25 protein-coding genes, 1 tRNA gene and 1 pseudogene are annotated in these 25,978 nt (G+C 67.1%); 16 read left to right on the top strand and 11 right to left on the bottom strand.

The features are described 5' to 3' along the window. The 3 genes from der to RF646_RS11755 all read left to right on the top strand — a co-directional run bounded on the left by der (position 1) and on the right by RF646_RS11755 (position 2,583). Positions 1 to 1,545 carry a ribosome biogenesis GTPase Der gene (gene der, locus RF646_RS11765; RefSeq protein ID WP_368836061.1) on the top strand — a complete coding sequence of 515 codons (1,545 nt, stop codon included), beginning with the start codon at positions 1 to 3 and terminating at the stop codon, positions 1,543 to 1,545. A 135-nt stretch (positions 1,546 to 1,680) separates the two neighbouring features. Continuing rightward, positions 1,681 to 1,754, top strand: a tRNA-Pro gene (locus tag RF646_RS11760). 13 nt (positions 1,755 to 1,767) lie between these two features. Then, positions 1,768 to 2,583: a transposase gene (locus RF646_RS11755; RefSeq protein ID WP_368836060.1), complete on the top strand. Its 816-nt coding sequence runs from the start codon at positions 1,768 to 1,770 to the stop codon at positions 2,581 to 2,583. 152 nt (positions 2,584 to 2,735) lie between these two features. On the opposite strand, the gene RF646_RS11750 is transcribed toward RF646_RS11755, so the two are convergent. The 4 genes from RF646_RS11750 to RF646_RS11735 form a co-directional block, all read right to left on the bottom strand. Beyond that, positions 2,736 to 3,866, bottom strand: a complete 1,131-nt coding sequence (locus tag RF646_RS11750; protein WP_193519378.1) for an FAD-binding oxidoreductase — start codon at positions 3,864 to 3,866, stop codon at positions 2,736 to 2,738. A 141-nt stretch (positions 3,867 to 4,007) separates the two neighbouring features. Next, on the bottom strand, positions 4,008 to 4,310 hold the full coding sequence (locus tag RF646_RS11745) for a putative quinol monooxygenase (RefSeq protein ID WP_064847389.1): 303 nt from the start codon (positions 4,308 to 4,310) through the stop codon (positions 4,008 to 4,010). Next, entirely contained in the window at positions 4,307 to 4,843 is a 537-nt protein-coding gene (locus RF646_RS11740; RefSeq protein WP_368836081.1) for a type 1 glutamine amidotransferase domain-containing protein, read from the bottom strand. Before RF646_RS11740 ends, RF646_RS11745 begins: the two co-directional genes overlap by 4 nt. Before the next feature lie 609 nt (positions 4,844 to 5,452). Beyond that, positions 5,453 to 6,220 (bottom strand): hypothetical protein, encoded by a 768-nt coding sequence (locus RF646_RS11735; RefSeq protein WP_368836059.1) that lies wholly within the window; start codon positions 6,218 to 6,220, stop codon positions 5,453 to 5,455. 281 nt (positions 6,221 to 6,501) lie between these two features. Here RF646_RS11735 and RF646_RS11730 point away from each other — a divergent pair, with 281 nt between their 5' ends. Further along, the gene (locus RF646_RS11730) at positions 6,502 to 6,975 is read left to right on the top strand and encodes a hypothetical protein (RefSeq protein WP_144996919.1); all 474 of its coding nucleotides are present in this window, start codon (positions 6,502 to 6,504) and stop codon (positions 6,973 to 6,975) included. Between the two features lie 27 nt (positions 6,976 to 7,002). Beyond that, positions 7,003 to 8,148: a MalY/PatB family protein gene (locus RF646_RS11725; RefSeq protein ID WP_368836058.1), complete on the top strand. Its 1,146-nt coding sequence runs from the start codon at positions 7,003 to 7,005 to the stop codon at positions 8,146 to 8,148. Positions 8,149 to 8,241: 93 nt separating this feature from the next. Here the strand turns inward: RF646_RS11725 and RF646_RS11720 are convergent, their stop codons facing one another. The 6 genes from RF646_RS11720 to mbhE all read right to left on the bottom strand — a co-directional run bounded on the left by RF646_RS11720 (position 8,242) and on the right by mbhE (position 11,537). Further along, on the bottom strand, positions 8,242 to 8,619 hold the full coding sequence (locus RF646_RS11720) for a monovalent cation/H(+) antiporter subunit G (protein ID WP_085105885.1): 378 nt from the start codon (positions 8,617 to 8,619) through the stop codon (positions 8,242 to 8,244). Continuing rightward, the gene (locus tag RF646_RS11715) at positions 8,616 to 8,873 is read right to left on the bottom strand and encodes a monovalent cation/H+ antiporter complex subunit F (protein ID WP_144932323.1); all 258 of its coding nucleotides are present in this window, start codon (positions 8,871 to 8,873) and stop codon (positions 8,616 to 8,618) included. The genes RF646_RS11720 and RF646_RS11715 overlap by 4 nt, the downstream gene beginning before the upstream one ends. Further along, positions 8,870 to 9,256: a Na+/H+ antiporter subunit E gene (locus tag RF646_RS11710; RefSeq protein WP_144996912.1), complete on the bottom strand. Its 387-nt coding sequence runs from the start codon at positions 9,254 to 9,256 to the stop codon at positions 8,870 to 8,872. Before RF646_RS11710 ends, RF646_RS11715 begins: the two co-directional genes overlap by 4 nt. Next, entirely contained in the window at positions 9,253 to 10,254 is a 1,002-nt protein-coding gene (locus RF646_RS11705) for a proton-conducting transporter membrane subunit (protein WP_368836057.1), read from the bottom strand. The genes RF646_RS11710 and RF646_RS11705 overlap by 4 nt, the downstream gene beginning before the upstream one ends. A gap of 192 nt (positions 10,255 to 10,446) precedes the next feature. Next, complete coding sequence (locus tag RF646_RS11700; RefSeq protein ID WP_368836056.1) at positions 10,447 to 10,776, bottom strand: cation:proton antiporter subunit C; 330 nt, start codon at positions 10,774 to 10,776, stop codon at positions 10,447 to 10,449. Further along, positions 10,773 to 11,537, bottom strand: a complete 765-nt coding sequence (mbhE, locus tag RF646_RS11695) for a hydrogen gas-evolving membrane-bound hydrogenase subunit E (RefSeq protein ID WP_368836055.1) — start codon at positions 11,535 to 11,537, stop codon at positions 10,773 to 10,775. The genes RF646_RS11700 and mbhE overlap by 4 nt, the downstream gene beginning before the upstream one ends. Positions 11,538 to 11,559: 22 nt before the next feature. On the opposite strand from mbhE, the gene RF646_RS11690 reads away from it, so the two are divergent. The 4 genes and pseudogenes from RF646_RS11690 to RF646_RS11675 all read left to right on the top strand — a co-directional run bounded on the left by RF646_RS11690 (position 11,560) and on the right by RF646_RS11675 (position 17,361). Next, positions 11,560 to 12,957 (top strand): IS30 family transposase, encoded by a 1,398-nt coding sequence (locus tag RF646_RS11690; protein WP_368836054.1) that lies wholly within the window; start codon positions 11,560 to 11,562, stop codon positions 12,955 to 12,957. Positions 12,958 to 12,964: 7 nt separating this feature from the next. Beyond that, a pseudogene (locus RF646_RS11685) lies at positions 12,965 to 13,249 on the top strand (IS3 family transposase); the annotation flags it as partial. A 538-nt stretch (positions 13,250 to 13,787) separates the two neighbouring features. Beyond that, positions 13,788 to 16,193 (top strand): McrB family protein, encoded by a 2,406-nt coding sequence (locus RF646_RS11680; protein WP_368836053.1) that lies wholly within the window; start codon positions 13,788 to 13,790, stop codon positions 16,191 to 16,193. Next, on the top strand, positions 16,177 to 17,361 hold the full coding sequence (locus RF646_RS11675) for an McrC family protein (protein ID WP_368836052.1): 1,185 nt from the start codon (positions 16,177 to 16,179) through the stop codon (positions 17,359 to 17,361). Before RF646_RS11680 ends, RF646_RS11675 begins: the two co-directional genes overlap by 17 nt. A 128-nt stretch (positions 17,362 to 17,489) precedes the next feature. Here RF646_RS11675 and RF646_RS11670 read toward each other — a convergent pair whose 3' ends face one another. Next, positions 17,490 to 18,032: a DUF4352 domain-containing protein gene (locus RF646_RS11670; protein WP_368836051.1), complete on the bottom strand. Its 543-nt coding sequence runs from the start codon at positions 18,030 to 18,032 to the stop codon at positions 17,490 to 17,492. Positions 18,033 to 18,478: 446 nt separating this feature from the next. Between RF646_RS11670 and RF646_RS11665 the strand changes: the two genes are divergently transcribed. From RF646_RS11665 to RF646_RS11635, 7 genes are all read left to right on the top strand, one after another. Continuing rightward, on the top strand, positions 18,479 to 19,111 hold the full coding sequence (locus RF646_RS11665; RefSeq protein ID WP_368836050.1) for a recombinase family protein: 633 nt from the start codon (positions 18,479 to 18,481) through the stop codon (positions 19,109 to 19,111). Between the two features lie 13 nt (positions 19,112 to 19,124). Beyond that, positions 19,125 to 20,582: a Mu transposase C-terminal domain-containing protein gene (locus RF646_RS11660; protein ID WP_368836049.1), complete on the top strand. Its 1,458-nt coding sequence runs from the start codon at positions 19,125 to 19,127 to the stop codon at positions 20,580 to 20,582. Then, positions 20,569 to 21,489, top strand: a complete 921-nt coding sequence (locus tag RF646_RS11655) for an AAA family ATPase (protein ID WP_083529208.1) — start codon at positions 20,569 to 20,571, stop codon at positions 21,487 to 21,489. The genes RF646_RS11660 and RF646_RS11655 overlap by 14 nt, the downstream gene beginning before the upstream one ends. Before the next feature lie 225 nt (positions 21,490 to 21,714). After that, positions 21,715 to 23,160 (top strand): mercury(II) reductase, encoded by a 1,446-nt coding sequence (merA, locus tag RF646_RS11650; protein WP_058857606.1) that lies wholly within the window; start codon positions 21,715 to 21,717, stop codon positions 23,158 to 23,160. 112 nt (positions 23,161 to 23,272) lie between these two features. Continuing rightward, positions 23,273 to 24,661: an FAD-dependent oxidoreductase gene (locus RF646_RS11645; protein ID WP_368836048.1), complete on the top strand. Its 1,389-nt coding sequence runs from the start codon at positions 23,273 to 23,275 to the stop codon at positions 24,659 to 24,661. Positions 24,662 to 24,751: 90 nt separating this feature from the next. Then, a complete protein-coding gene (locus RF646_RS11640; protein ID WP_368836047.1) occupies positions 24,752 to 25,141 on the top strand; it encodes a heavy metal-responsive transcriptional regulator in 390 nt (129 codons plus the stop codon). Between the two features lie 169 nt (positions 25,142 to 25,310). Then, positions 25,311 to 25,904 carry a recombinase family protein gene (locus RF646_RS11635; RefSeq protein ID WP_368836046.1) on the top strand — a complete coding sequence of 198 codons (594 nt, stop codon included), beginning with the start codon at positions 25,311 to 25,313 and terminating at the stop codon, positions 25,902 to 25,904. The last annotated feature ends 74 nt before the right edge of the window (positions 25,905 to 25,978 follow it).

Below are 25,978 nucleotides of genomic sequence, written 5' to 3'. Positions count from 1 at the left end.
ATGAGCGCATCGGACGAGCCCACGGTGGACTCCTACGAACAGTCCGTCCTGGGCGGGGGCAACGAGGACATCTCCCAGCGCCTGGCCGCGATCGACGACGCCGAGGCCGAGGCCCGCGCGCAGGCCCTGCGCGAAGGGCTGGGCGACTACGAGCTGGATGATGAGGACGCCGCGCTGCTCGCGGACTGGGTCGACGGCGACGACGAGCGGGACGCCCGCCGCCCCGACCCCGTGGTGGCCGTGGTCGGCCGGCCTAACGTGGGCAAGTCCACACTGGTCAACCGCGTGATCGGGCGCCGCGAGGCCGTGGTCGAGGACACCCCGGGCGTCACGCGCGACCGTGTGTCCTACAAGGCGGAGTGGAACGGGAAGAACTTCACCCTGGTGGACACCGGCGGGTGGGAGCAGGACGCAAAGGGCATCCACAAGCGCGTGGCCGATCAGGCGGAGCTGGCCGTGGAGAACGCGGACGCCGTGCTGCTCGTGCTGGACGTGACCGTGGGGGTCACCGCGACCGACGAGGCCGTGGTGTCCATGCTGCGGCGCGTGACCAAGCCGATCATCGTGGTGGCCAACAAGGCGGATTCCCCGCAGCTCGAGATCGAGGCCACCGCGCTGTGGTCCCTGGGCATGGGGGAGCCGTTCCCGGTCTCCGCGCTGCATGGCAAGGGCTCTGGCGACGCGCTGGACGCCCTCGTGGCGGCGCTGCCCGAGTACTCGGAGGTGGCCGAGGCCGAGCTCGAGGGTGGACCGCGCCGCGTGGCCCTGATCGGGCGGCCCAACGTGGGCAAGTCCTCCCTGTTGAACAAGCTCGCCGGTTCCGAGCGCGTGGTCGTGGACGAGACCGCCGGCACCACGCGTGACCCCGTGGACGAGATCGTGATGCTCGGCGGGGAACCGTGGCGGTTCATCGACACAGCCGGCATCCGCCGCCGCGTGCACCTGCAGCAGGGGGCGGACTTCTACGCGTCGCTGCGCACCCAGACCGCTCTAGAACGCGCCGAGGTGGCCGTGGTGCTGCTCGCCGTGGACGAGGTGCTCTCCGAACAAGACGTGCGCATCCTGCAAATGGCCGTGGACTCGGGCCGCGCGCTGGTGCTCGCGTTCAACAAGTGGGACACCCTGGACGACGAGCGCCGGTTCTACCTGGAACGCGAGATCGAACGGGATCTGGCCCACGTGTCCTGGGCTCCCCGGGTGAACCTCTCGGCCAAGACCGGGTGGCACAAGGACAAGCTGGTCCCGGCGCTGCACACCTCCCTGGACTCCTGGGACCGCCGTATCCCCACCGGGCGGCTCAACGCGTTTCTGGGAGAGATCGTGGCGGCCCACCCGCACCCCGTGCGCGGTGGCAAGCAGCCCCGGATCCTCTTCGGGACGCAGGTGGCCTCCCGGCCGCCCAAGTTCGTGCTGTTCACCACCGGGTTCCTGGACCCCGGTTACCGCCGGTTCATCCAGCGTCGGATCCGTGAGACCTTCGGGTTCGAGGGCACCCCGCTGGAGGTCACCATGCGGGTGCGGGAGAAGCGCCAGCGCAAGCGCTGAGTGGTTGCCCCTACTGGCTCGGTTTCCAGTCGGCGCGGGCGGCTCGCGAGTCGCTCGCGCCGATGTGAAATTCGGGCAGGGTTGGGGTAATGTAACTCGGGTGTTCGGGGCCGGAAACGGTGTCGAACACGGTCGCGGGATGTGGCGCAGCTTGGTAGCGCACTTGACTGGGGGTCAAGGGGTCGCAGGTTCAAATCCTGTCATCCCGACAAAAAAGCCCAGGTGAGAGCAGGTTTCTCACCTGGGCTTCATCATGTCCGGCGGTCGTTTTTCGTGGTCCCCTTCTGGTCCCCCCTGGCGCTCTCGCCGGCGGTCGCCTGTGGCCGAACGGAGCGCCTTGAACCCCCTTCCTTCACCGGACGGGGCACGGTCCGCGGCCGCAGCGTCGAGTACAGCGTGGGATTCGCGATCACCGGAAAGCTCCGCGATGCCATCGATCTGGTCCCGAAGAAGGTCTGGACCCCAGCACTCGATGCCGACGGCGGCGTTCGTGAGGGCGGCGACGTCGCCGAGCTGACCGGCCTCATCGACCCGAAGGTTCTCGCCAAGTGGCCAGCCGGGATGCGGGTGATCGTGCGCCGCGAACGCCCCCACCCCGGCGCGCAACTGTCTCTGTTCGAGGAACGCGACGGCTGGCGCTACGAAGTCTTCGACACCAACACCACGGCCGGCCAGCTCGCCTTTCTCGAGGCCCGGCACCGGGCCCATGCACGGGTCGAGGACCGCATCCGCCACGCCAAGGACAGCGGCCTGGGACGGTTTCCGTCGCGGAAGTTCAACATCAACCAGACCTGGCTGATGATCACCCAGATCGCGGCCGACCTGACCGCGTGGACCCGCCTGCTCGGCTGCATCGGCGACGCCGCCACGTTGGCAACCTGCGACCCGAAGGCGCTGCGCTACCGATTCCTCCACGTGCCCGCCCGACTCGCTCACAGCGCACGCCGACGTCGCCTCAAGATCCCGGAGTCGTGGCCCTGGGCAGCCGCGATCGTCGCGGTCTTCGCGCACATCGCCGCCATCCCGCAACCGGCCTGAGCTGGCCGGTGCGCCCCCGACATCACCACCCGGAGAACCGCAGCCCGACAGCGCCAGCCAGCCCGTCGTCGTACCCGCAGTCACTCCGCACACGGGCGCACTCGACCACACGGCTCCGACACGATCCCGACCGCCGTCATGAAAGACCGGGGCTAGCCCTGGGCCTCGCCGAGGCGCGCTTCGGGCGTGAGCTCGGCGCGGAGACCGCCGCCGGTCGCAGCCCGGGCAAGAGCGCGACCCAGTGCAGGTGCCTGCTTGAACAAATTGTGACCGGCCACGAAGAAGACAGAGCCTGCCTCCCACACGGCCACGCCGTCCTCACTCCACGGGAGGTCGGTCACCCAGCAGTGGAGGAAGTCGCGCGGCTCTGGGTGGAGACCGGGCAGCGCCCGTGTCACGTATTCGCGTGCGCGTTCGTCCAGCGATCGAATCGCCGCCGGGTCGATGAAAGTTCCGTCGTCGCGGACGCCGACGGTGTCGCTGAGTCCGACCGAATAGCTGCTGTTGCCCGGTAGCGGCGTGGCGTAGACGCCGACTTCGCCGAAGACGCCGCTGCTGTCCTGCAGGCACGCGACTCGTGCCGGGGCGGCGGCTTTCACGTCGAAGGTCAGCCGTACGTGTGCGGCGAGGCGAACCGGCAGCGACAGGCCGACGCTGCGTGCCAGGCGGGCGGTTTCGCGGCCGGCGCACACGACCACCTTGGAGTAGACAGCCCGGTCGGTGACGCTGCGCACCTCGACCGTCCCGTCGGCGCGGGGATCGATGGAGATGACCTCACCGGTGGTGATCGCATCTGCGAGAGCACCCGTGAGTGCCGTGATCGCGGCGCGGGTGCGGATCGCGCCGCCCGACTCGTCGAGCACCGCTGGCCCCGAGTACCCAGCGAGCAGCGGCATCCGCTGGGCGACCTCGGCCGCGTCGATCTCGTGCGCTTCCACGCCGCCGACCTGGTCGAGCACCCGCAGCCGCGCCAGGGCGCTGTCTCCGATCGCCAGGACACCGTCTGATGAGACCAGCTCGACGTCGAAGTGTTCGGCCCACTCATCCCATACGCCGCGGCTTTCGCGCGCGAAAGCGACCAGTCGCGGGTCGTCATGGGCATGCCGGAAGATCCGCGACTCGCCTGCGGACTGACCCGTCCCGGGCAGACCAGCCTCGTACAAGCGCACCGGCACGCCCTGCTCCCGCAGCGCGTACGCCGTGGACAGACCGACGATCCCGCCCCCGATCACTGCTACCTCGGGTGAACGCGTCGTGGCAACGCCGTCGTCAGTTCCTGTCATCGCGGTTCCTCGATCCGTTGGTGATTAGCGATAGGCCGCAAGAGAAGGGGCCGCTGCCACGACGTCAGCGGGCTGTGTAAGCCCGAAGTCACCGCGCGCAACGACCCCTCCTCTCTGGGCCAGTACTCCCGGTCTGTGGTGTCAGGCGGGGAGTTTGGAGCCCAGGACGTCCAACTTCTCGATCGTGGGCTCGCTGAACAGTTTGCCGGTCTGCTCGCCGAGAGCGGTGGCAACTGCGCCGGACAGGTGCGCGTCGCGGCCATCGTCATCGGGGAACACGTCGAAGATCCCGAAGGAGGATGGGCCGAGACGGATCGCGAACCATGCGACGGTGGCCGGTTCCTCCTCGACGAGCCCTCGCCCGATGCCGAGGAATTCCTGGACCTCGTCTTCCTTGCCGGGCAGGGCCTCCAGCCTGACAAGCAGTCCCTTAGTCACGCTCATGACATCACCTCTTCCCGGGTCGAATTGCTCGCAAATTTCGCCCCCATCGTATCGCAGAACGCAGGCAGGTCATCGGGCGAGCGGCTGGTGATCAGGTTCCCGTCCACCACGACGTCTTGGTCGACGACGTCAGCACCGGCATTGCGCAGGTCCGTGCGGATGCTCGGGAAGGACGTCAAGGTGCGGCCTTCGACCACACCGGCCTCGATCAGCGTCCACGGCCCGTGACAGATCGCCGCAACGGGCTTGCCGCTTTCGACGAACTCGCGGACGAAGGAGACCGCGTCGGGGTCAACCCGGAGTTGGTCGGGATTCACCGTGCCGCCCGGGAGAAGCAGGGCGTCATAGTGGGTGACAGAGGCGTCCGCGACCAACCCGTCAACGGTGAACGTGCCTGCTGCATCCAGATCGTTCTCACGCGCCTGAATCTCACCGTCATGGATCGACAGCACCTCGGTCTGTGCGCCAGCCCGCTCCAGTGCCTCGCGGGGCTGTTCGAGCTCGACTCGCTCGACCCCATCGGCGGCGAGGATGGCGACTCTCCTGCCCTATAGCGTCTCGGACATATCAACTCGCTTTAAGATCCCGGAGTCGTGGCCCTGGGCAGCCGCGATCGTCGCGGTCTTCGCGCACATCGCCGCCATCCCGCAACCGGCCTGAGCTGGCCCGTCCGCCCCCGACATCACCACCCGGAGAACCACAGCAAGGCAGCGCCAGCTACAAGATCGTCGTGCTGCTGGTGGGCAACAGGTTCCATGCCGCCGTAGCGCCTCTCACGGCTCTGGCCGCGAACTGAGCTTGCCCACGAGGGGGACCAGAAGGGGACCAGAATCATGCACTCCATGCATCTCGTGACGTGTTCTGCATGATCTGACGCCCGGGATCACGCAGAATCCGGTCTGGCCGGAGCAGTCTGGACGTCTGGGGGTCAAGGGGTCGCAGGTTCACATCCTGTCATCCCGACCGAGTGAACCGGCTCCGGCCAGGCAGAGATCCTTGGCCGGAGCCGGTTTTTGGTGCACGGTCTCGCTCATGGCTACCACCCGAATTTCTAGTGGAGTTAGAGCACATTTCGGTGCGGCGAAGCTGTTTTAACTCCACTAGGAATCATGACCCGCCGCTCGGCCGTTCCTCGTCACTCCTCAGGTGTCCCGCGTGAGCCGTACCCATCCGTCGGACAGCGCAGCGCGCAGGCCCGCCTTGCGCGAGACCGCGGGCAGTGCGTGCGAAAGGCATGCCACGGCGTCGTACCCGGAGTGGTCCACGCCCGGCAGGACGTGCAGGTTCGTGTCGAAACCCGCGGTCTGGAACGCGGCGACGCCCTCCTCGGCGGCGCCCAGCGCGCTCCACTCGGGCGGGTTCGTGGCACCGTCCACGTCCTGATCGCCCACCCACCAGTGCATGGCCGTGTTGCCGATGCACGGCCGGGCCTTCTTTTTGGTGGCCACCGGCGCGTTCGCTCCGCCGCCGCCGATGATCACCGCGCCGCCGTGCGTCATCCCGGAAATACCCCGGTCCAGCAGTTCGTAGGTGATGAACTCGGCGCCGCCGCTGTACCCCACAAGCCAGATGTTGCTCGCGTCCACCTGCGGGTTCCGCTCGACGAGGTGCTCGTGCAGCGCCCGGAAGTACTTGCCGTTCGCCTTGCAGTCCTCCCACCACGTGTAGCCGTCGCCGGAGCCGTCCTCGTCCGGCGTGTTCACGGCCACGAACATGAGGTCCCGGGCCCGTGCTGCCACCGCGAGCCGGGCCAGATCGCCCTCGTCCGGCCAGTTGATGGACGTGTCGTCCAGGTCCCAGTAGTCCCCGTCGAAGTAGTACATGATCCCCGCGGTGCCCGAGTCCCACACGTGGTACCACGAGCTCAGTCCGTTTGGCGCGGTGAAGTCCACGAAAGTTTCCGGTGCCACTGTCCCCCCTGAGATGATCCGCCCCGATTCCCCCCGGCACGGCGCGTACCCGTCCAGTATGCCGCGCACGCACGGCGGACGACGACGCCGCACCCCTCTGTTTTTACTGAGCTAAAGCGTGATTCGGTGCACCAAAGCTGCTTTTGCTGCACTAGAACATGGGGGTGGCAGGCGGGGCGGCGCAGGTCATCGGGTAAATATGCACGTCATGTACCCACTCGGGTGTGACCGTGCGGAGCTCAGCATGCTTAGGTGGGAGGACACGACGAAAGGGGTATCCCATGACCAACGTCATCACTACGTACCTGCAGGACCACCACGCCGGATCGGCCGCGGGGGTGGATGTGTTCCGCCGTGTGGCCGAGGGTCACGGGGACCCGGAGGTGCGGGAACAGGTTGAGCGGCTGGTCCCGGAGATCGCCCGCGATCAGACGTCCCTGGAGGACATCATGGCCATGGTCGGGGCCAAGCCGGCCCTGTACAAGGATCTTCCCGCGAAGGCGGGCGAGAAGCTCGCACGCCTCAAGCCGAACGAGCGGATCAAGGAACGTTCGCCGCTGTCGGACATCGAGGAACTCGAGGGCCTCGTGGCCGCCGTGCACGCCAAAGGCCTCGGGTGGCGGTTGCTCCTGGAAGTCCCGGACGAGCGGCTGGACAAGGATCTGTTGCAGAACCTCTACGAGCGCGCCCAGGATCAGGAGAAGACCCTGGAGTCGCTGCGCCTGGGCCAGGCCAAGAAGCTCACAGAGTCCTGAGTGCCGTTCGCTACCGGGAGCTGGACCGTGACGACCGCCGATGACATGCCCGCCCTGCGGCGTCGTACGAGCGCCAAGTGGCGCACGTACCCGCGGGACGTGTTGCCCATGTTCGTCGCGGAAATGGACTTCCCCACGCCGCCGGCCATCAAGGAGGCGCTTCAGAATGCGATCGAGAACAGCGACACCGGGTACGCCACCTCGACCGATCGAGGCGCTGCGGAGGCGTTCGCGGACTTCGCCGCGCAGCGGTGGGGGTGGCGCCCGGACCCGGCGCGGATCTCGTACACCACGGACGTGAGCGTGGTGATCGTGGAGTCGCTGCGCCGTCTCATGGCGCCAGGCGACGGCGTGATCATCACCCCGCCCGTCTACCCGCCGTTCTTCGACCTCGTGGTCGAGGCCGGCGGGCGGGTCGTGGAGGTCCCGCTGCTCGACGACGCCGCGAGCTACCGTCTTGATCTGCCCGGCATCGACGCCGCCCTGCGCGCGGGTGCCCGCGGCGTGCTGCTGTGCAATCCCCACAACCCCGTGGGGCTCGTGCATTCCCGCGAGGAGCTCGAAAGGCTCTCCGAGATCGTGGCCGAGCACGACGGATTCGTGGTCAGTGACGAGATCCACGCCCCGCTCACACATCACGGGACCGAGTTCACCCCGTACCTCTCGGTGTCCGATGCCGCGCGCCAACACGGTGTGGCCGCGGAGTCGGGGAGCAAGGCGTTCAACCTGGCCGGTCTGAAAACCGCGCTGTTCGTGGTGGATTCCGAGCCCATGGCGCGGTGGCTCGAGCACCTGCCGGAAGAGGTGGCGAACCGCACCGGAAGCTTCGGTCTGCTCGCCACGCGGGAGGGTTTCCGTGACAGCCTCGACTGGCTGGACGAGACGATCACCGCGATCCAGGACAATACCGAGCTGCTCGAGCGCGAAGTGAGCGAGAAGCTCCCGGGCGTCGTCGTGCGCCGAGGTCACGCGACCTATCTCGCGTGGCTCGACATGCGCGCCCTGGGATGGGGCGATGATCCCGCCGCCTACGCACTCGAGCACGCCGGGGTGGCACTGTCCAATGGACCCATGTTCGGTGACGCGGGCAAGGGCTTCGCCCGGATGAACCTCGCGTGCGCGCCCGAGACCGTCGTGGAGGCGGTGGACCGGCTCAGCCGGGCCGCACACTGACCCCGGGTGACCGTTCCGGGCGCTGAAGCGCCAGTCGTACGCCACGAGGGGACCGCGATCCACACCCGGTGCTGGGGGCGGGACGTGCGGTCCTCAGTCCACGGCAGGCTTCCGTGCGGGTTCCGGGTCCCGCTCCGTGCCGAGCGAATCCGCGGCCAGCTCGTCGAACGCGTACCGCTTCAGGGGAGTCCCCGTGAGATATGCCGATCGCGCGATCGCCATGGTCCCCACCGCGGACGTGATCAGGTGGATCGTGATGATGAGCACGACCTTGACCACGTTGGACACGGACGGCTGCAGCAGCAATGCCCCCGTCACCACGAACACGATGCCGAGCCCGCCCGCGGTCCCCACGGCCGAGACCCGCATGTACGCGTCCCGGAAACGGGCCACCCCCAGGGCGGCGGTCGCGAACACGAGGGCCCCGGCCACGATCAGGACGTTGCCCAGCACGGTCAGGATTTCGTTCATCGCTTCCCCCTGGTCAGAGCCCGTGCCAGGGACAGCGCGCTGAGGAATCCCACGAGCGCGGCCACGAGCACGATGTCGAAGGTGTACTCGTTGGCCACGCGCACACCGAACAACGCGATCAGACCCACGAACCCGAACAGCAACAGGTCACCCGCGACCGCGCGGTCCGCCTCCGAGGGTCCGCGCAGGATCCGGAAGGCCGCCGCGAGGCAGGCCACGGCGAGGATCACGATCCCCACGGTCACACCGATCATGACGTCCCTCCCGTGCGGCGCACCGCGCGCAGCAGTCGTGTCTCAAGTTCCCGGACCTCGACCCGCACGCTGTCGGCGTTACCCGAGTACAGCGAGTGGACGTACAGCGTGCGGATGTCCTCCGCATCACGACGGCGCTGCGCCGCCACGGGTGCGTCGTGCATCCCCAGCGTGAGCGTGCCGGGGGTGAGCGTGATGAGGGCGGCCAGCAGGGTCACCTCCAGGTCCGAGCGGCAGCGCGTCCGCACGCGGGCCACACCGGGAGTCGAGTTCTGCCCCGGGGTCAGGTTGTCCCGCAGCACTGCGGTGCTCGAGGAGATGATCTGCCCGGCGTACCACACCAGGAATCCCAGGACCCGGACGGGCCAGGTGAGCCAACTCATGAGTCCATCACCGCTTTCACGTAGGTCGAGGTGTCCAGCAGGCCCTCCGCGGCGGTCGTGGATACGCCCATGAGCACTTCCGCGCCGAGGCCCAGCGCGAGCGTCAGGCACGCGGTGACGACGGCGGGCCCCGCCAGGGCCCCGGAACCGCCCCCGTTCTCGAGCGACGACTCGCCCGCGGAGCCCCAGAACACGCCGTTCCAGATCTTGAGCATCGACAGCAGCGTGACGAGACTGACCGCGAGCATCACGATCACCGCGATCACGTGACCGGTGTCGACCGCCGCGAGGATGAGCGAGAACTTGGCCACGAACCCGGAGAACGGCGGCAGCCCGGCCAGGGACAGCGCGGCCACGAAGAACGCGACCGCGATGACCGGTTCGCGCGTCGCCATCCCGGACAGCGCGCCGATCCTCCCGGTCATGTAGCGCACCTCGATCGCGCCGGTGGACAGGAACAGGGAGGCCTTCACGATCATGTGGTGAAGCAGGTAGAAGATGCCCGCCGCGAGCCCGGCCAGGGTGAACAGTGCGACCCCCAGCAGGATGTACCCGATCTGGCTGATCATGTGGAACGCCAGGATCGAGCGTGTGGTCTTCTCACCCACGGCGCCCAGCACGCCTGCGACCATCGTGAGGCAGCACAGTGCCACGCCGATCCACAGCCAATGGGCGTCGCCGTCGAAGACCACGGCGTAGATCCGGTAGATCGCGTAGCTGGCCACCTTGGTGTGCAGCCCGGAGAACAGTGCGGTGATCGCGGGGGAGGTGGCCGGATAGGCGACCGCGAGCCACCCGTGGATGGGGACCACCGCGGCCTTGATCGCCAGGGCGAACAAGCACACGGCGGTCGAGATCGCCACGGTGCCGTCGGTCGCGGCGCGGCCGGCCAGTTCGGCCATGTTCACGGTGCCCGCGGTGCCGTAGATGAAGCCCACGCCCATGAGGAAGATCGTGGAGGTGAGCAGGTTCAGGGTCACGTACAACCGCGCACCCATGACCTGCCGCTCGGTGCCCCGGTGCCGCGCCGCTGCCGGCGAAATCGGTCACGAGCCACACGCCTCCGGCGATCGCGAGCAGCAGGGTCCCGAGGAGACCCACGGCGTGCAGCACGCGGCGGTCGCCCACGATCAACAACACCGCGGACACGAGCAGGGGAAGTGCGACGAACAGGGGGAGGAGGGCGCCGCTCATGAGCGCACCTCCTCGGGCTTCGCCTCGGTGTCGTCGTCATCGTCCTGGCCGGTCACGGCCAGCACGAGTATCACGATCGTGATCGAGAACGCAATCACGATCGCCGTGAGCACGAACGCCTGGGGCAGGGGATCCGCCACGGTGGACAGGTCCTCGGGGGCACCGAAGGGCTCGTGGCGCCGCGCGCTGCCACCCGCGGCCATGAGCACCACGTTGCCCGCGTGGCCCAGGAGCACGAAGCCCAGGATCACGCGCAGCATCTCGCGCTGCATGAGCAGGTACACGGCACCGAACACGAGGAGTCCGGCGATCACGGCTGCGCTCATCGGGGGGTCACCTCTCCGGTCTCGTGGGTCGTGTGTGACGAACGGGTCGTCGCGGGACTCGCGGCGGTACCGCTCCGGGCGGCACGACGGCGCTCGCCGGCCCCGGCGCGCGCGCCCGGGGACGCGCCGGAACCGGGCTGGTCGTCCGGCCCCGCGGCACCGGGTTCGGGTTCGCGGGGCAGCACCTTGGTGGTGTCCGACGGCGGCCGCCCCAGCAGGTTGAACGCGGCCAGGATCACGCCGATCACCGCGAGGTACACGCCCACGTCGAACACGAGCGCGGTGGTGATCTCGAATCCGAGGATGCGCGGGTGCAGGGGCCGCAGGAAGGACCCGTCCAGGTACCCCAGCAGGCCCGTGACGGTTCCTACGGCCACGCCGGCCCCGATCAACCACAGGTACGGCAGGCGCACGCGGGCGCGTTCGTCGGACGGCGCGGCCAGGTAGCTCAGAATGAAGCCGGCCCCGCCCACGAGCGCGGAGATGAAGCCGCCGCCGGGTTCGTGGTGTCCGCGCAGCAGCAGGATCACGGACATCGCCACGATCACGGGCCCGAGCAGGCGCGCGGCGGTGCGCACGAACACAGTGTTGGTCTCCGGGTCGCTCACGGGAGATTGCTCGTCGATCGGGGCGGGGTCGTCCGCGGCGGGGCGGCGCCCGTGCAGCAGGGCGGCGATCGTGAGCCCGGCGACACCCAGCACCGTCAGTTCGCCCAGGGTGTCCAGGGCGCGGAAGTCGGCGGATTCAACTGGTCGTCGCAACACCTCGATCGGGAGGTGTCAGATGGTTCGTCGTCAGCAGGCAGCAGATCGGGCGGAGCGACCGAAGCTTCGGTCCCCTGGGCATCCGAAGTTCCAACGGCATGTCGAGGCGGCGTTCTGGGCGGAGATCGCCAAGGGGCTATTGCCCATCGAGGCTGCTGCCGTGGTCGGCGTGGCGCAAGCTGTCGGTCAGCGATGGTTCCGCCACGCTGGCGGCATGCCTCCATTCGATCTGAAGTTCACGCCAACCGGACGCTACCTGTCGTTCGCTGAGCGTGAGGAGATCGCATTCCTGCGTGCTCAGGGACGCGGCGTGCGCGAGATCGCTCGAACTCTAGGCCGTAACCCGGGGACGATCTCCCGTGAGCTGCCCCGGAATGCGGCCGTCCGCTACGGAAGTCGCGGGTATCGAGCGTCGGTTGCGCAGTGGAAGGCCGACATGGTCGCGAAACGCCCGAAGGCGGCGAAGCTGATCACGAACGTGCGGTTGCATACCTACGTCCAGGACCGATTATCGGGGCAGATCGCCACGCCTGATGGCAAGGTGATAATCGGTCCCGAGCCTCCACGGTTCACGGGGATTAACAAGCCCCACCGTAAGCACCGCGGGTGGTCCACGGCGTGGAGTCCGGAGCAGATCAGCAACCGGTTGAGGCTCGACTTCCCCGATGATGAGTCCATGCGCATCAGTCACGAGGCGATCTACCAATCCCTCTACATTCAGGGCCGCGGCGCGCTCAAACGCGAGCTTGTCTGGTGTCTGCGCACGGGCCGGGCGTTGCGCGCGCCGCGGGAACGGTCACGCCGCAAGACTTGGGCGCACGTCACTGCTGGAACGCTGATCAGCGAACGTCCCGCAGAAGCCGGAGACCGAGCTGTTCCCGGCCATTGGGAGGGTGACCTGCTGATTGGGCTCGAGCGCTCAGCGATTGGCACCGTCGTCGACCGCACGACCAGGTTCACGATGCTGGTCCACCTCCCCCGTGAGAAGGGATACCGACACAAGGAAACACCCAAGAACGGCCCCGCGCTGGTCGGCTATGGCGCGATCACGATGAAGAACGCGCTGGCGAGCACGATGTCGACGCTGCCCGCCCAACTGGCGAGGTCGTTGACCTGGGATCGCGGCAAGGAGATGTCCGCTCACGCACAGTTCACGGTCGAGACGGGCATCCCGGTGTTCTTCGCCGATCCGCAGTCCCCCTGGCAACGCGGCACGAACGAGAACACCAACGGACTACTGCGCCAGTACTTCCCCAAGGGCACTGACCTGTCGAGCTGGACGGCCCAGGAGATTGAAGCCGTCGCTCACGCACTCAATACAAGGCCCCGCAAGACGCTGGGCTGGAAGACCCCTGCCGAGGCCTTCAACAAGCAGCTACTGTTGCTCCAACAAGCCGGTGTTGCAACCACCGGTTGAACCCGGTCAATTTCGAGCCCGGAAGTTCGTGCACGAGCTCGCCCACCACGACCTTGTGGGGTCGATGGGCCGAGTCGGGGCGTGCGCGGACAACGCCGCCATGGAATCCTTCTTCGCCTTGCTCCAGAAGAACGTCCTGGATCGGCAACGCTGGTCCACCCGCGAAGAACTGCGCCTGGCGATCGTGACCTGGATCGAGAAGTCCTACCACCGCCGGCGCCGCCAACGCCGTCTGGGTCGCCTCACACCGGTCGAGTTTGAGACCATTAATCACGGCCTCCGAGCCGCCTAAAAACCGTCAACCCCGAGAGTTAGTCAAACTCGGGGCAGTCCCCATACGCATACGTTGGTGTGGTGGGGTAACACAACATTAGGGGAATAATGAAGTCTTGGATTAAGTCGATGGCGTCTTCTGCGGGAGTTGCGGCACTAGTCATTGGGACAGCGGCCGCGCCAGCGGCGGCGGCGCCGAAGGACCGCCACAATGTGTTCGTCGGTGGGGTGCAGTACCTTGGTCTCACTGCCGGGCAGGCTGGGGCGATTCTGCATCGCGAATGCGGTGAAAGTCCGGTGACATACAAGCGGTTTTTTGATGATTCCCAGTACCGCGATCAGGGCTATCTGCGGTGTGAGTCAGTTCCTGGCCTGTACCGCTGGGTGAACGCTGGCCCGAAGGGCTGACAGCTTCGCGATGGGAGGACGTCCCCGTCGTAGACGGACTGGGTCTCCTTCCCATATGAGCTGGGTTCTTTACTCAGCTCGGAAATGTTTGATGGCCACCGCGGTAGTGATGGCCATCAGGCTCGGTCGGCATGGGCAGAATGGTGGACATGGGCGACAACGACGACGTGATGACCGGTCGATGCAGGGTGGTGCTGCCTTCTGCGCAACCGATGTACCAGGCGGCGGAGCGGTGGCGCAATGAGTCCCTCATTGAGAATCGCAGCTTGTTCAGCGGTGAGCTGTTGGACGGTGCCGCGGCGGCGCAAGAACTGGTGGAGGCGTACGTCTTGCGGCCAGACCTTGGAACAGGAACTTTTTACGGAAAGCTCGAGGAGCAGCTGGCCGACGTCAGTCCTGCGGCCGTCCAGCTGGCCGCGGAGTTGCTGTTCGTCCACTACCTCATCGCTTCCCCGGGCGCGGTCAAGGCAGCGAAAAAACAGGACCAGGTGCAGATAATTCTGGATTTCCGAGAATCCGGAACTTCCGCGATCCCCGATGACCTCGCTCAGGCTCTGGCCTGCGGTGTGGCCGACCCTGGCCCCGCGTACCAGACCTACCGCTGGAAGATGCTCGCCTATCTCATCCGCTTCGTGGTGGCGGTGAAGGCGCTACCTCCGTCGGAACGTGCGGAGGCTCTTGCCCATTGGGACACCTTCAAGCAACTGTTGGACGGCCTCGATGACCAGTCAGTCTTGACCCAGCGTCACGCTCTGGAGCATCTGCTCTTTCCTGACCGTGCCCCAAAGGTTTTGAGCAGGAACAACCGTCAAGCCATCAGCGACGCCTTCGCGGGCCAGTTGGGCGGCGTACTTGCCGTAGATGAGATTGCCCGACGGCTCGAGCCGAACGTCCGCTATGGCGAGCGGCTCTGCGTCGACTTCTACCGCACCCCATACCGCGCGCAGTGGCAGAAATCCAGCCAAAAGATGGATGACTACGTTTCCTGGGCATCGCTCTTCTCCGACGCCCTCGATACATTGCGTATGCAGTGGCTTGAGCAGGCACAGCATGCCGCCGAGGTCATCCGCGCGGCCCAGCACGGTAGGGCTATTAGCGCGCCATTGCGTGCAGTGTTCGCCAATAACGGGATTGCCGAGCCGTTCCTGACCTGGGTCGAAAACAATGAGGACGCCGCCCGGCACGCCCTGAGCGCGTACACCGAGTTCCGGGGGGCCGAAGCCATCGACAAGTTCCTTGACCGACTACCTTTGGAAGCCCGCCCCGCAGAGGCCCAGCAGTTGTCAGTGACGTCCATCCTGCTGATGTCTCAGGGCGCCGAGGACTGGCCCCTCTACCCAACGATGACAGCCCCCACGACCCAGCGGCTCACGGGTGGCTATGCACCTCAGCAAGCGGCCACAGTAGGGGAGAAGTACGACCTGTATCTAGAGTGCATTGACATGATCCGCTGTGCCCTAGGCACCCCACAGGAACTATGGGGAAACCATCTCAACGCAGCGGTTCTCGCCGACCTCCTCGTGCGGACGTCTCAACCAGAAGACTGGGCCACTTCGGATTGGCAGATTTTTGAGGCATGGCGCGCAGGCAAGGCCGTCGCGTTGACACCCAAGATCAGCAATCCCACCTCGACCACGGCAGTTACCTCGCCAGCAGCAACTCTGGTGGCGAAGCCGCCGCCGCCCACAATGCTTGAGGATCTCGCGGCGTCCCTGTCCATGGACGAGGATGGACGAGAGTGGCTCGAAGAGACCGTGGACCTGCTGAAACACAAGGGTCAACTGATCATTCAGGGCCCTCCTGGCACGGGAAAGACCTACATCGGCCGCAAGCTCGCCGAGTTCCTCGCCGGCGACCCCGCACGGGTTACGGTCACCCAATTCCACCCCGGGACCAGCTATGAGGACTTCGTCCAAGGGCTGCGACCAGATCCGGACAACCCGACGTCATTCACAGTGGTCGACGGTCCCTTGCTCAGGATCGCGGGCCAGGCGCGGGCCCACCCGAAAGACACCTACGTGTTGCTCGTCGACGAGATTAATCGCGGCAACGTCCCGGCCGCATTCGGGGAGCTCTACTATCTGCTGGAGTATCGCGACCAAAAGATCACGCTGACTTACGGCAGGGGCAACGACTTCAGTTTGCCGAAGAACTTGTTCCTCATCGGCACCATGAACACCGCCGACCGCTCCATCACAGTCTTGGATTCGGCCCTACGCCGCCGGTTTTACATCCGCGATCTGCGTCCGGGTGAGGTGCCGGTGGACGGCATGCTCCGGAATTACCTCCAAACACATGATACGGAGCTGAGTTGGCTCGCCGACCTCCTCGCCCGCGCGAACAGCATCATCAGGGACAGGGACCAATACGTCGGCCCCAGCCACTTCATGGACACGGAGATGGACGAAACTTGGGCGCGGCGGGCGTGGAGCAACACCGTCATGCCGACGCTGCAGGAGGTCTTCTACAGCCGCCCGGACGTCCTCGTCGACCTTGAGTTCGAGACACTCAAGGCCGCCGTCACGCAGACGGCAGGCGATGCTGCAGCTGACTGAGTGGGAGCCCTCCGGTCCCCTAAAAGTGACCTCCGTCCAACGACGGGTGCTGGAAGACCGCTTCAAGGCCGAGATCAAAGCCATCGATACCAGGGAGGAAGTCAGCGTGCGGCCCGGCGGGGTAGTGGGCAGCGTAAGCGTCGGCGGTATCCCGATTGTGGTGCACCCGAAAATCCCGATAGACCGGGTGCTGTTCATGACGGCCTACGCCGCGGACCCGTTCCGGTGGGAGGAGACGTGGTCGGCGATCACCGGGGTGGACGATCTCCAGGACGGTATGGCGGCGCTGTTTGTCGCGGCATGCCGGCAGACCCTGCAGCGCGGGCTGCTGCGGTCCTACCGGACGATTGAAGCGGACCGGCCGATGGTGAAGGGTTGCATACGGTGGAACGTCCAAGCCCGGCGCCTGGCGCCGCTGCCGATCGCCTCCCGCTTCCAAGTGCACGACGACGACATCACAGAAAACCGCATCCTCCGCCAGGCCTTAGCGGTGCTGCGGCGTGGCCGGCTGACGGACCCGGTGCTGGCCGGCGGGGTCGACCGGCTATGGCGCACCCTGGAACACGTTCGTCCGCTGCGGGAGCCGCTGGCAGCCCTGAATACTTTGAGTTGGACCCGACAGAATGAGCACTACCGCCAGGTGCTTGGGCTGGCCCGAGTGGTGCTGGGGAACTCCATGGCCGACATTGGTGGAGGGTCGGTGAGCACGGTGGGATTCACCCTGCGACTGCATGAGGTGTTCGAGCGGTTCGTGCGGACGGCCTTGCGGGAGGCCGCTGGCCTCTCCCTTGCTGAGTTCCCGGACAGTTGGAAAGGCAAAGGACTGTCCCTGGCGCAAAGCGGGTTTGTCCCCCTGGCTCCGGACCTCGGCGTGCGGACCGACGAACGGTGGCGATTCGTAGGTGATGTGAAGTACAAACGCGACACCGGACCCGGCCATGAAACCGACCTTTACCAGTTGCTGGCCTACGCCACCGCCACGGACCTGCCGGAGGCCACGCTGATCTACGCGCACGGACCGCAGACACCGATCAGTCACCAAGTGCGGCACAGGGGAATCACATTGCATCTAAGACACCTCGACCTGTCGGCCCCGCCGCGGGAAGTTCTTCAGCAGGTTCGGAGAATTAAGGCCGACATCTTTAGGAATCAAAAATTCCGCCAGTAGGCCAGAGCCCTTTTTGTCTTGTCATCCGTCAGGTTGCTCATGGCCGGGTAAGCGCTCAACATGCCAATAATTCGTAAACCGCGCTATCCGTTTTGTGGTTCAACGTGGCGGGGGAGAGGTGCGTAGGCTTATTCGATAGCGCCGGTGAACACGGCGCTGCTGGAGCTGTCGGAGCCATAGACCTCGATCTGGATCTGCTGGGCGTCTTGAGCGGTCAGCCCAAATCCATACATCCCGGTCTTGGTGTTTCCTGGCAGGACAGTGCCTAGGGTGGGATTGTCGATTCCTTCATCTGCTGCGGAAGTGGTCGGTGCTCCAGATTCCCCAGCCGTGGCGGTGAATGCGGAGATGCCTGCTGCGTCGATCGGATCATCCCCTCGGTTCTCCACGGTGACCTTGACCGTCGCGATCTTCCCATCGACCGCCCCGGCGGCGTACTCAGAGGCTTCGATCAGCCCACCGCTTTGAATAGTGACCGCAAGGCCATCGTTAAAGACGACGGTATCTCCAAACTGGGCTACGTCAGAGGACTCAGAGCTTTCCTCTTCCATGGTTGCGGGGGAATTGGCAGTCGCCGGAGCAGCATCCTCTTCGATCTCGACCCCGCCGCCGCATCCGACCAATCCGAGCGAGATTACCGTTGTCACCGCAAGAATCCGTGCCTTATTCATCTCGCACCTTTCCCATTTGCAACCAGTTTCTAGATCACCGTAACGCACAGCCCAGCTTGGTCGGGCTGCGGGGTGCTTGTCGTCCCCTCGGGAACTGGAAGCCTCCGTGCCAGGCCGCCGTCGCGTAACCCATGGGATGCGAGACGTCTCAGCCGGGAAATTTTCGTCCTCATGTGTGAACCGCAGCGACAAGTGGCGGTGTTCTGACGGAGCTAAATGGCGGCATCGAGGTCTTGCCGCCCGATCGGAGTCGTCGGACCGGCCGAGCTCGAGGTGATCGACGTGTTGGTCGGTCCCAGGTGGGCGTCCCACTTCCTAGGTAGTGGGACGCTCGGCGTCGAGATCTATGTTCAGGGACTATGGATATGGATTCGAATGCCAGAAGTTAGGCCTAGAATTCAGTGCCATCTCGACCGTACGGAACCGACTTCCGGTACGCTAAGCCCATGGAATTGGGCTACGCGCGGGTCTCGACGGCCAAACAGGACCTCGACCGCCAGATCGATGCCCTCCGGCAGGTCGGGATCGCCCCGGAGCGGATCTATGTGGACAAGAAGTCCGGGGCCACCACGGAGCGCCCCGGGTTGACTGCGGCCCTGGCCTACGCACGGGAGGGCGATGTGATTGTGGTGCACACCCTGGACCGGCTCGGGCGCACCGTGCGCGACACCCTCAACCTCATCCACGACCTCGCCGAGCGAGGGGTGGGTGTACGGAACCTCGCGGATCCGATCAAGGTGGACTCCACCAACCCGAACGATCCGATGGCGCAGCTGGCGGTGGTGCTGCTGGCGTTGTTCGGGCAGATGGAACGCACCTACACCCTCGAGCGCGCCGCCCACGCCCGATTGGTGGCCACGGCCAAGGGCCGGCGGATCGGGCGGCCCTCGGTGGTGGACCCGGACAAGCTGGCCTACGCGGTGCACCTGCGCGAGGCCGGGCACACGATGGCCGAGATCGTGGCCAAGACCGGGATCACCCGCACCAGTCTCTACCGCCACCTCCCGCCCCGACCGCCGGAGCCGGTGACGGCCGGACCGGTCACCGCCGCCGAACCCGAGCCCGGTCCGGTGGGCTGATCCACGTGGGGTGATGGTGGTGGTGCAGCTGAGTCCGCAGGAGAAAGCGGCACTGTTGCGCCAGCACCTCGACGACGGGGTGCCGCTGTCCCGGCTCGCCGCCCACGCCCAGGTCTCGGTCCGCACCCTGCAGCGCTGGGCCGCCGAGTACCGGGCGGACTCCTCGGCGGCCGGACTGGAACGCCAGGTCCGCAGCGACCGCGGCCACCGCAAACTGCCGGAGGAACTGATCGCGGTGATCGAGGCCCTGGCGCTGCGCCGGCCGGCACCGACGACCACGTTCATCCACCGCCGGGTGTGCGACCTGGCCCCGGAGCGCGGCTGGGCGCCCCCGAGCTACTCGAGCGTGCGCAGCGTGATCGCCGCCATCGACCCCGGGCTGCGCACCCTGGCCCTGGAAGGAGACACCGCCTACCGGGACCGGTTCGAACTGGTGCACCGCCGGACTACGGTGAGGCCCAATGAGCAGTGGCAGGCCGATCACACCCTGCTCGACGTGGCGATCCTCGACCACCGGGGGCGCCCGGTGCGGCCGTGGCTGAGCGTGATCCTCGACGACTATTCCCGCGCGGTCGCCGGCTACACGGTCTTCCTCGGCGCCCCGAATGCCGAGCAGACCGCCCTGGCCTTGCACCAGGCGGTGCGGGCCAAGCCTGACCCGCGGTGGCCGGTGCAGGGGCTGCCCGAGGTGCTCTACAGCGACCACGGGGCCGATTTCACCAGCACCCGGCTGGAGCGGGTCTGCTTGGACACCCACATCCGGCTGATCCACTCCCGCGTCGGGGTCCCGCAGGGGAGGGGGAAGATCGAACGCTTCTACGGTACGATCACCACCGAGGTGCTCCCGCACCTGCCCGGGTACATCCCGCACGGCACCGGCGGCAGGCCCACCTCACCACCCGCCCTGAGCCTGGAGCAGCTCGACGCGGTGCTGGGGCGCTACCTCATCGAGGACTACCACTGTCGGGTGCACTCCGAGACCGGCCAGGCCCCGGCCGCCCGCTGGATCGGGGCCGGGTGGATTCCCCGGGCCCCGGCCCGGGGCGAGGACCTCGACCTGTTGTTGCTCACCGCCGCGACCACCCGCATCGTCCAGCGCGACGGCATCCGCTTCCAGGGCACCCGCTACATCTCCCCGGTGCTGGCCGCCTATGTCTCTGAGACCGTGACCATCCGCTACGACCCCCGCGACGCCGGCGAGGTCCGCGTCTACCACCAGGACACCTACCTGTGTCGGGCGATCGCCCCCGAACTGGCCGCCGAGACCATCACCCTCCAGCAGCTGCAACAGGCCCGGGGCGCCCGGCGCGCCGCGCTCAAGCAGCAGGTGCGCGCCCGGCGGAGCCTCGCCGACGCCCTGCCCGCCGACGACCGCTGGGCACCACCACCCGCCCCGGCGCCGGGCCCGGAGGCTGACCCCCCAGCGGAGCCGGCGCCCCGACACCGGTTGCGGACCTATGCCACCGACTGAGCCCGACTCCACGCGGAGCTTGCTGGGCAAGGACGACGACGGCCGGCGGTTCCTCTCCGGCACGTTCGGAGAGATCAACGGGCTCACCTCACCCCCGTATCCGGGCGCACCGGCGTTCTTGCCCACGCGGGAGCACCGCCGCTTCACCGAGTTCGCCGACACCGTCCGCGCCCACCGCTACATCGGCGTTTGCTGGGGCCCACCCGGGGTCGGCAAGACGCTCTCGGCCCGGCACTACGCCGGGGCCCCGGAATGGGAGCAGTGGCAACGAGACCTGGGCGAGGACCGCGGGCCCGGCCCCATTCCCGAGCGGGTCCTGCAGGCCCGCACCGCGCTGTGGACCCCGACCGTCAACGCCAGCCCCCGCCAGGTCGACCAAGCCCTGCCGCGGTCCTGCCAGCAGATCTCCTACGCCATCGACTACCACCGCCACGGCCGGGTCGACCCGTTCGTGCACCCCGAATCGCGGTCCTCCGGGCTCACCGAGCTGCTCATCATCGACGAGGCCGACCGGCTCAAGACGACCGGACTGGAACAGGTTCGCGACTACTACGACCGCCACACCATCGGGATGATCCTCATCGGGATGCCCGGCATCGACAAGCGCCTGGGGCGCTACCCCCAGCTCTACAGCCGGGTCGGTTTCGCCCACGAATACCGCCAGCTCACCCCTGAAGAGCTCACCGCCGTCCTGGTCCGCCGCTGGCACACCGACGGACTGGCCGGTGACGACGAGTTCACCCAGACGGTCGCAGTCGCCACCATCGCCCGGATCACCGGCGGCAACTTCCGCCTCGTCGACCGCCTCCTCACCCAGATCAGACGCATCCTGGAGATCAATCACCTGGCCACCGTCACCCCCGAAGTCGTCGAAGCCGCCCGCGACGCACTCCTCATCGGTCACTGACCACACAGGCCGGCCACCGGCTCCTGAGATCCACCAGCCAGACAGTGGCCTTTGGCAGCGACTCCTCGAGAAGGCCGCCGGGTCTGCGGCGAATACGGTCGTGCACACGACGTTGCCGCGACGACGTCTTGACCTTCCTCTCTAGGGGAAGGTGCAGGCTGGGCGCAGAGCGCAGCACACAGAAGGCCACTCGGGGCCTTCATCACGGATTTACGGAGGCCGGCCATGCCTGAGACTGGAACGCACGAAGTGGACCTGGCGATCATCGGTTCCGGCGGTGGTGCTTTCGCCGCCGCGATCCGGGCCACCAATCTCGGCAAATCAGTGGTGATGGTCGAGCGTGCCATGGTCGGGGGTACCTGTGTGAACACCGGGTGCGTGCCGTCGAAGGCGCTGCTGGCCGCCGCCGAGGCCCGCCACATGGCGCTGGACGCCACAGGACGGTTCCCCGGCCTGAGCACGTCGGCCGCCGGAGTGGACATGCCCGGGCTGATCACCGGTAAGGACGCGCTGGTGGAGGGGATGCGCTCGGACAAGTACCTCGATCTGATCGCCGACTACGGCTGGGAACTGGCCACCGGCGAAGCCGTGTTCACCGGAACCGCCGAGGACCCGGCGCTGGAGGTCACCGGAGCCGACGGTACCCGTCAGCAGGTGCGGGCGGCCCATTATCTGGTGGCCACCGGCTCCACCCCGATCGTCCCGGACGTCGAGGGCTTGGCGGAGGTGGACTACCTGACGTCCACCACGGCCATGGACCTGGACGAGGTGCCGGAGTCGTTGCTGATCATCGGCGGCGGGTACGTGGGCATGGAGCAGGCTCAGCTCTTCGCCCGCCTGGGCTCGAAGGTCACCATGGTCGTGCGGTCCCGGCTGGCCTCCCATGAGGAACCGGAGGTCTCCCGCACCTTGATGGGCGTGTTCGCCGAGGAGGGCATCCGGGTGCTCCGCCGGGCCACCGTCTCCTCCGTGGCTCCCGACCGGGATACCGGGGAGGTGGTGGCCACCGTCACGGGCCCGGGCGGGCAGGAAACCCTGCGGGCGACCCGGCTCATGGTCGCGGTCGGGCGCCGTCCGGTCACCGAGAACCTGGACCTCGGCTCGGTCGGGGTGGACACCGGTGAGCACGGCGAGATCGTGGTCGACGCCCGGATGGCCACCTCCCACCCCAGGGTGTGGGCGGCCGGGGACGTGACCGGGCACCCCCAGTACGTCTACGTGGCCTCGGCCCACGGGGTCACCGCAGTGGAGAACGCCTTTCACCACACCGGCCAGGAGATCGACTACACCCACCTGCCGCGGGTCACTTTCACCACCCCGGCCATCGCGGCGGTGGGCATGACCGACCAGCAGGCCCGGCAGGCCGGTCTGGCCTGCGAATGCCGGGTGCTGCCCCTGGAGTACGTGCCGAGGGCGCTGGTCAACCGTGACACCCGCGGGTTCGTCAAGATCGTCGCCGAGGCAGAGACCGGACGCGTCGTGGGCATCACCGCGGTGGCCAAGGACGCCGGGGAGCTTGCCGCGGCGGGCGTCTACATGCTCTCCGCCTCGATGACGGTGGATCAGGTCGCCACCCTGTGGTGCCCGTATCTGACGATGGCCGAAGGACTCAAGATCGCCGCCCAGTCCTTCCGCACCGACGTCTCCAAACTCTCCTGCTGCGCCGCCTGAGGACCGGCCTCGAGCGGGCCGGCCCTCCACCCACGGGTGGAGCCAGAGGCCTTGAACATCGAGCACGGCCTCAGGCCCACGCTTCACGAGCCACTGCACGAAAGGGGTAGTCATGGTCCAGCGATTGGTCGTCATCGGCGGGGATGCCGCGGGGATGAGCGCGGCCTCCGCCGCCCGCCGCCAGCTACCCCGGGAGCAGTTGGAGATCGTGGCCTTCGAACGCGGTCACTACACCTCGTATTCGGCCTGCGGCATTCCCTACTTCATCGGCAAGGACGTCGCCGACACCACGGAGCTGATCGCCCGCACCCCGCAGCAGTTCCGCGACCACCACGCCATCGACGCCCGCACCGGCCATGAGGTCCTGGAGATCGACCTCCACCGCCGCGCCGTGTTGGTCCGCGACCTGGCCGCCGGCCGGGAGAGGTGGGAGGGCTTCGACCAGCTCATGGTCGCCACCGGCGCCACCCCGGCACGCCCGCCCCTGCCCGGGATCGGGGCACACGGCATCCACGGGGTCCAGACCCTCGACGACGGCCTCGCCCTGCGCGCAGTGCTGGAGCAGGACCGGCCGGGCCGGGCGGTGGTCGTCGGGGCCGGCTACATCGGCCTGGAGCTGGCCGAGGCCCTGTGCGCCTGGGGCGTGGACCTCACCGTGATCGGACGCCCCCCGGCCCCGCTGCCGGGCCTGGACCCCGACATGGGCGCGCTCATCGCCTCCGCGATGGAAGGCTTCGGGATGGAGGTGCGGATGGAGGAGACCGTCACCGGCTTCGACACCCACAACGGGAAGGTCACCGCCGTGGTCACCGACCAGGCCACCATCCCCACCGATCTGGTGATCCTGGGCCTGGGTGTGACCCCGAACACCGCCCTGGCCGCCCGCGCCGGGATCCCCCTGGGGGCGACGGGGGCGATCACGGTGGACCGCCGGCTGCGCACCGGCATCGAGGGGGTGTGGGCCGGCGGGGACTGCGTGGAGAAGTTCCACCGCGTCTCCCGCCGCCACGTGGCCCTCCCGCTGGGCACCCACGCGAACAAGGAGGGCCGCACCGCCGGGATCAACCTCGGCGGCGGCTACGCCACCTTCCCCGGAGTGCTCGGCACCGCCGTGACCAAGATCTGCGACGTCGAAGTCGGACGCACCGGCCTCGGGGAGCTCGAAGCGCAGGCAGCCGGGTTCGATCCCGTCACCGCGGTGGTCGATTCCACCACACGGGCCGGCTACTACCCCGGGGCCAAACCCATCCGCACCAAGCTCATCGCCGAACGCGGCACCGGACGACTGCTCGGCGCCCAGATCGTCGGGGAAGAAGGCGCGGCCAAACGCATCGACGTGCTCTCCGTGGCGCTGTGGCACGAGACCCCGGTGGAGGAGCTGCTCAACATCGACCTCTCCTACGCCCCACCCTTCTCCCCGGTGTGGGACCCGGTGCTCATCGCCGCCCGCAAGACTTGGCAGGCCGTCGAAACCGACCGCTCCCGCACCGAACCCGGATGACCACCGGCCCCTCAGGGTCAGGCAGAACTCTGCGCCGGAACCTTCCTCTACCGTGGAAGGCCACAAGACAGTCCAGGATCGAGGTACATCGTGCGGATCGGTGAAGCCGCCGCAGCGGCCGAGATGACCACCAAAGCCCTACGGTTCTACGAACAGCAAGGACTGCTCGCCCCGGTGCACCGCGGTCCCAACGGGTACCGCGACTACCCACCAGAAACCGTCGCCCGCCTGCAGTTCATCCGCCGCAGCAAACTCGCCGGACTCACCCTGACCGAGATCCGGAAGATCCTGCAGGTCCGCGACGCCGGGCAGGCCCCCTGCGCCCACGTAGCCGCTCAGCTGGCCCAGCAACTCACCGACCTCGACCAGCACATCGCTGAGCTCACCGCTCTAAGGGCCTCCGTGGCCGAGCACTACCAGGCCGCCTCCCAAGGCGACCCCACCCAGTGCGATGCCACCCAGATCTGCAGCTACATCTGAGGCCACAGGAGTACCACGGCCGCCAATTAACTTTGTCAGAACACCGCCATTTACCGTCGAGAGTCACATCCTCATGTTTCCGCGGTTCAGCCTGTCTCGCATCCTTGTGCTTTATCCATGCCCCTAGAATTGGATACTCAACGTTAGTTGCGAGACAGATGAGGTAGACGTGGGGAAGTTGATCGGGTATGCACGGGTGTCGACGCGGCAGCAGGACGCAGATCGTCAAGTGTCTGACATGCTGGGTGCCGGTGTACGGCGCGATGACATCTATGTAGACAGTGGAGTGTCTGGAGGGCGTGCATCGCGTCCTGCCTTCGACAAGGCGGTGGCCGCACTCGAGGAGGGTGACACGCTGGTGATCACCACGCTGGACCGGTTGGGGCGGTCGACGCAGAACATGCTGACCTTCGCCGAGGCACTGCGGGGCAGGGGTGCCGGTCTGCGGGTGCTCAACCTCGGTGGGGGAGATGTCGACACCGCGACCCCGATGGGTTCGATGGTCTTCACCGTCATGGCTGCCTTGGCTCAGATGGAGTTGGAGATCAAGCGGGAGAGGATTACCGACTCGGTGGCCAAGCGCCGGGCCGCCGGCAAGGACCTGGGCGGGCGCCGCCAGACCTTCACGGATTCCCAGATCCGCAACGCCCTGCGCCTGATTGATGGTGGGGAGCCGGCCACACAGGTGGCACGGGACCTCGGGATGTCCAGGGCCACCTTGTACCGGCGGATTCGGGAGCTGCCGCAGGCGACGACGATCTAATGCCGTCGCTCCCTGTGGACAGCATGATGCATTTGCCGTACCTGAGCGGGCATTTCAGCGGGCGAGGTATACGG

The sequence above is a fragment of the Kocuria sp. CPCC 205261 genome, from assembly GCF_040981025.1.
In the GTDB taxonomy this organism is placed as follows: domain Bacteria; phylum Actinomycetota; class Actinomycetes; order Actinomycetales; family Micrococcaceae; genus Kocuria; species Kocuria marina.
Note: the sequence above shows the minus strand (reverse complement) of the source record. Positions and strands in the feature narration are given on the sequence as shown.